This window comes from Sphingomonas sp. 66-10 (genome assembly GCF_001897045.1).
Taxonomy (GTDB): domain Bacteria; phylum Pseudomonadota; class Alphaproteobacteria; order Sphingomonadales; family Sphingomonadaceae; genus Sphingomonas; species Sphingomonas lycopersici.
Genome location: NZ_MKRR01000064.1, coordinates 11,969 through 16,892, shown reverse-complemented (window position 1 = coordinate 16,892; position 4,924 = coordinate 11,969). Strand labels below are relative to the sequence as shown.

Genomic DNA, 4,924 nt, shown 5'->3' with positions numbered 1-4,924 from the left:
CGACCGCGGTCGCGACGTTGCGGCTGTTCTGTCCGATCCGCATCACCGCGGTGCCGACGACGACCTCCGTGCCGTTCTCCGACGCCGATCCCATGCGGATCGCCTGACCCGTCTTAGGGTCAGGATCTGTAATTTGCAGTAGCTTGGCGGCGTGCCCTTGAGGGGTTCAAGGATCTGTCCGCACTCGCCGATGCGAAGGCCGGCGGTGCTGTATCGGGTCTCACAAGGTCGGGCGTTGCCTTGACTCGAAGCGGGCTTTTTGGAGCCCATCCGTCTACCTTCGCAGATCGTCCGACCCTGCGTTCCCTCGCGGGACGCCGCCATCGGGTCAGCTTGGAAGCGTCACCGCTGGCGTATGGCTTTTACCTCATCTCATGCCTCGAACAAAGTGCCGTCACGCAGCATGGCATGCATGATGACGGCGAGGCGACGGGCAAGCGCGACGCGGGCTTTTCGCAGGCCGCGCCGCTTGGCGACCTTCAACGCCCAGCTCTTTAGTGCGAAGGTGGTTTTGGTGCGCGTCAGGATCGAGTTCGCGGCTTCGTAAAGCAGTTTGCGTACCGTGCTGTCGCCCTGCTTTGTGATGCGCCCCGTCCAGTCGAGTTCGCCCGACTGGTGTCGGCGCGGGACCAGCCCGAAGTAGGCACCGGTCGTGCGCGATCGCTTGAAGCGACTCGCGTCATCGACGGCAGCCGCGAACGCCGCCGACGTCTGCACGCCGACGCCTGGGATGCTCATCAACAGCTGGCAAGCCGGCGAGGCGATGCTGACGGCCTTTAACTGCCGGTCGAGCTGTGCGATCTGCTCGACGAGGCGCTCGCGCACGCCGAGCAGCGAGGCAACCGCTTCACCCAGTCCGGGGATGGCGATCGCCTCGCGCATCCGCCCGAGGAACCGCTCACCCTGGCCGATGCCGAGCCTGATGCCGAAGGTCGCACAGATGCCGCGGATTGTGTTGTCGAGCCGGACCCGCGCCTCGACCAGGTGCCCACGCGCCGTGATGACCGAACGAACGGCATGCGCCGCTGGCGACTTGACGTGAACCTCCTTGTAGAAGCCGGTGCGCGCGAGTTGGGCGAGTCCGGCGGCATCGTGCGGATCGGTCTTGTTGGCCCTCATCGCCTTCAGGCTCTGGTGCGCCTGGCGCGCGTCGATGCAGACGACGGCGACCCCGAACTCGCGCAGACTCAGCGCCACCGATGGGGTCATCCGGCCCGTCTCGATCACCGCGCGTTCGATCGGCCCATATTGCTCCAGTGCCGTGGCGATCGCCTCCGGCGTGCTGTCGACGCATTGTGCCCCGACCTTGCGCCCATCAGCATCGACGACACAGACATGCGTCGTTTCCATCGACAGGTCTAATCCGGCATAGTGCTTCATGGCTGCTTCCTTCCTTCAGGCTTCGACAACCAGAAGGTGCGCCGTTCTGCCGGCCCGAGGAAGCAGCCACAAATTACACGATGACTCATTGGTCATAGCCAGAAGATGACGGTGGCCGCGAGGGCGACGGCAGAGAAGAAGACGGTTGGGCAGCGGTCGTAGCGAGTTGCGACGCGGCGCCAATCCTTCAGACGGCCGAACATGATCTCGATGCGGCTGCGGCGCCGGTAGCGGCGCTTGTCGTATCTGACCGGCTCGTTGCGCGATCTGCGGCCCGGGATGCAGGGCTGGATGCCTTTGGCTTCCAGGGCGTCTCTGAACCAATCGGCATCATAACCACGGTCGCCAAGCAGCCACTGTGCTTTCGGCAGATCGTCGAGCAAGGCTGCCGCGCCGGTGTAGTCGCTGACCTGCCCGGCGGTCATGAAGAAGCTCAAGGGCCGCCCGTCCGCATCGCTGACGGCGTGCAGTTTGGTGTTCATGCCGCCTTTCGTGCGGCCGATCAGACGGCCGAGATCCCCTTTTTTACCCGCAGACTCGATGCCGTGCGGTGTGCCTTCAGGTAGGTCGCGTCGATCATGACGGTCTTCGGCACGGCCTCCGCTGCCGCGAGACCTTCCATCATTCGCAGGAAAATACCCCTCTCGCTCCACCGCTTCCAGCGATTGTAGAGCGTCTTGTGCGGCCCATAGTCCTTCGGTGCATCACACCAGCGTAGCCCGTTGCGATTGACGAAAATGATGCCGCTGAGCACCCGCCGATCATCGACCCGAGGCTTGCCATGGCTCTTGGGAAAGAACGGTTGCAGACGCGCCATCTGCTCATCCGTCAGCCAGTACAGGTCGCTCATCCACTCTCTCCTCACGGAGCCTGAATCAGATCGCGCCTCCCACATCAATGGGTCCTGACCCTAGGGACGATCAAGCAGTAAGCGAGGCCTGCCGCCGGCCCGTGCTCTACTGCGCTGGCGTGTGCCACGCCGCTCCGCGGAACCCCGTCGCCGGGTTTCCGCCCGTGCGGGTGACGATCAGACTAGGCCACAAAGGGCCGCCCTCGCGGGCAGGCGTTGCTCATGCGGGGAACCGCTCCAATGCTTGAGCGCGGTTCTCCCGCCGCCGTCCTGATCGGCCGTTGGGGCATGGCGCTGTCCCTTGTCGTCGGCGCCGTCCTGGCCGGTCGCCTCATCCGTGCTTTCCCCTACCTGCTCCCCAACCGCCTTCCCGGCCTGGTCCTCTACGAGCTGGGGCCAGCGCTGATCCTCGGGGTGGCGATCGGGGCCGCCATCGCCATCACGCACGACTTGCGCCCCGGCATCCGGGCGCGGCTCGCGCTGTTCGCGCTCGCCGCGCTGGTCGCCGGCGCCGTCACGCTGGCCGTCGAGTTTGACGCAGCCTTGCAAGGACGTTGGCTATGAGGAAGCAGCAACGGTTCGTCGCCATCGAAGGGCCGGTCTCGTATATCATCGGTTTTCACGACACGACCGACGTAAGCGTGACCCAACACACGACCCACCGCGCAGACCCCGCCGTGCCCATTTCGCATCCCGGTGATACGATCCACCGGACCGGCCTGACCCGCGCGGAGACGCATACCTTCGTGAATACCTCCCGCGAGTTCGCGATGCTGTTCGAGGTCAACGGCCACACGCTCAAGCTGTGCGCGAGCGACTATATCGCCTTGGCCGTCGGCGACCGCGTTCGTGCCGTATGCGAGCCCATTCCGGACTGCCCCATGCTGGTCCGCGACTGGCATAATCAGACGCGGGGCATCCGCTTGCGCGACCTTCCCACCCCGCTCGCCAGCGTCGCGACGGAGATCTGCTTCAGCCTGATCCTGCTCGTCATCGGCTTGGGAGCGGTCTTCCTGTCGGGCGATGACGGGGACGCGCGCACCTTCACGCTGATCGGATGCGGCCTCGTCGCCTTTGCCGCGCTATGCGCCCTATCGGCCAATCGTGGCGCAGCGCGCACCGCCCGAACCCACGCCGAACTGGATCGCCTTACACGACGATGAGGTGTGCCACGTGGCACACCTATCTGCGCGGTGCGCCGCAACCTACTTCTTGGCAGGCGCCGGAGGCGGCGGCGGCGGTGGTGGGGCGACCGGAGCCCGTGGCGCCGGAACAACGCCCGTTTGAGGCTGCGACACGCCCCCCGGCGGCAACGGCGCGCGTGGCGGCGGCGCTATCCCCCTCGATCCGCCCGATCGGGATGGCGGCGGTGCTGGCGGAGGGGCTGGCTTCTCGCTCATTGATACTGACCACGTTCGCTGTGACAAAAGAGAACAAACATAGAAGAGCGGCGGGAAATGACCATAGCGCGAACCCGTTGAGACGTTCGGACCAAGCCGCTACCGGCGGGATATCGTCGTAGAGGGCAGCTCGCCGCGCATCGACCGCCTTACGCGCCGTCGCGAAGCTCACCGTCAGGGCAAGAAGCCCCAAAACATCGATCGCCCATCCGGCAACCAAGGCATACGGCCACACCGCCTTGGCAAGCGGAACCGCGCTTCCTACAAATGACACAGAAGCGGCAAATAGCGCCGTGTGTGCAAGTGCAACAAAGCTGTCGCGTGCAGCTTCGTTTTGAGCATGGGCGGTATCCAGAGCTTGCAGCTCATGCTTAAAGTCGTCGGGCGTTCGCTGATTCATTATCGAAATAGAACCATAATGGAGGATGTTGGAAATGGCTGATAAGAAAGTGCTCTTCATCGCGTTCGCCATCGAGGATGAACGGCAGCGTGACTTCCTCAAAGGGCAGTCGCTCCATCCGCGGCAGCCATTCGAGTTTATCGATATGTCGGTGAAGGAGCCATACGACAAAGACTGGAAGGATCGTGTCCGCACGCGGATCAAGCGCTCGCATGGTGTGATCGTTCTGGTCAGCAAGAACTCGGCAGCCTCGACGGGCCAGAAGTGGGAAATCCAGTGCGCCCAGGAAGAGGGCAAGCCGATCCAAGGCATCTACGCCTATAAGGATGATCGCGCCTCGATCGCGGGCGTCAGCACCGTTGCCTGGAGCGACGCCAACATCACCAACTTCATCGATTCACTCTGAGCCGGAGGCGACGGTGCGCAAGGCCCTGATCGTCGGTATCGACCATTACGAGAAAATCGGGAACCTCAGCGGGTGCGTGAACGACGCGCACTCGGTGAAGGCCATGCTCGAGCGCCACGCCGACGGCACCGTCAACTTCGCTACACCTAAGCTCCTGACCGGCACCGGTCCCGGCGATCTGGTCGATCGCGAGGAGCTGAAGGCGGCTGTCCGCGAACTCTATGCCGACGACGCGGACATCGCCCTGTTCTACTTCGCCGGGCATGGCTTCATCGAGGACACCGGCGGCTACCTCTGCACCAGCGACAGCCGCAGCGGCGACGATGGCCTGCCGCTTTCAGACATCATGACGCTCGCTGCCAATTCCGGGGCGAAGAACAAGATCATCATCCTCGATAGCTGCCATAGTGGCGCTGCCGGGGAACGTCCCACCCATCCCGCTGCGGAAATCCGCGACGGCATGACCATCCTCACAGCGTCCACCGCCG

At 64.1% G+C, this 4,924-nt stretch carries 7 protein-coding genes; 4 read left to right on the top strand and 3 right to left on the bottom strand.

Annotated features, from left to right (window positions below; all coding sequences use genetic code 11):
* Positions 1–372 precede the first annotated feature (372 nt).
* Together BGN95_RS06405 and BGN95_RS06400 are read right to left on the bottom strand one after the other, a co-directional pair.
* Complete coding sequence (locus BGN95_RS06405; RefSeq protein ID WP_286772002.1) at positions 373–1,380, bottom strand: IS110 family RNA-guided transposase; 1,008 nt, start codon at positions 1,378–1,380, stop codon at positions 373–375.
* Positions 1,381–1,472: 92 nt separating this feature from the next.
* A protein-coding gene (locus tag BGN95_RS06400) for an IS5 family transposase (protein WP_096614366.1) occupies positions 1,473–2,230 on the bottom strand; the annotation gives its coding sequence in 2 pieces (ribosomal slippage) (positions 1,473–1,909 and positions 1,909–2,230; 759 coding nt in all).
* Between the two features lie 240 nt (positions 2,231–2,470).
* On the opposite strand from BGN95_RS06400, the gene BGN95_RS06395 reads away from it, so the two are divergent.
* Positions 2,471–2,794: a hypothetical protein gene (locus BGN95_RS06395; RefSeq protein WP_170172305.1), complete on the top strand. Its 324-nt coding sequence runs from the start codon at positions 2,471–2,473 to the stop codon at positions 2,792–2,794.
* Positions 2,791–3,393 (top strand): hypothetical protein, encoded by a 603-nt coding sequence (locus BGN95_RS06390; protein WP_018251247.1) that lies wholly within the window; start codon positions 2,791–2,793, stop codon positions 3,391–3,393. The genes BGN95_RS06395 and BGN95_RS06390 overlap by 4 nt, the downstream gene beginning before the upstream one ends.
* Before the next feature lie 19 nt (positions 3,394–3,412).
* On the opposite strand, the gene BGN95_RS06385 is transcribed toward BGN95_RS06390, so the two are convergent.
* Complete coding sequence (locus tag BGN95_RS06385; protein WP_125972932.1) at positions 3,413–4,090, bottom strand: hypothetical protein; 678 nt, start codon at positions 4,088–4,090, stop codon at positions 3,413–3,415.
* Here BGN95_RS06385 and BGN95_RS06380 point away from each other — a divergent pair.
* On the top strand, positions 4,065–4,436 hold the full coding sequence (locus BGN95_RS06380; protein ID WP_018251246.1) for a TIR domain-containing protein: 372 nt from the start codon (positions 4,065–4,067) through the stop codon (positions 4,434–4,436). The two genes, BGN95_RS06385 and BGN95_RS06380, sit on opposite strands and share 26 nt — an antisense overlap.
* 13 nt (positions 4,437–4,449) lie before the next feature.
* A partial coding sequence (locus tag BGN95_RS06375; protein WP_286772001.1) for a caspase family protein occupies positions 4,450–4,924 on the top strand: 475 nt, incomplete at its 3' end.

Bases quoted from the DNA above. Each gene is read 5' to 3' on its own strand.
- BGN95_RS06405 (WP_286772002.1), bottom strand. From the start codon at position 1,380: ATGAAGCACTATGCCGGATTAGACCTGTCGATGGAAACGACGCATGTC.
- BGN95_RS06395 (WP_170172305.1), top strand. From the start codon at position 2,471: ATGCTTGAGCGCGGTTCTCCCGCCGCCGTCCTGATCGGCCGTTGGGGC.
- BGN95_RS06390 (WP_018251247.1), top strand. From the start codon at position 2,791: ATGAGGAAGCAGCAACGGTTCGTCGCCATCGAAGGGCCGGTCTCGTAT.
- BGN95_RS06380 (WP_018251246.1), top strand. From the start codon at position 4,065: ATGGCTGATAAGAAAGTGCTCTTCATCGCGTTCGCCATCGAGGATGAA.
- BGN95_RS06385 (WP_125972932.1), bottom strand. From the start codon at position 4,090: ATGAAGAGCACTTTCTTATCAGCCATTTCCAACATCCTCCATTATGGT.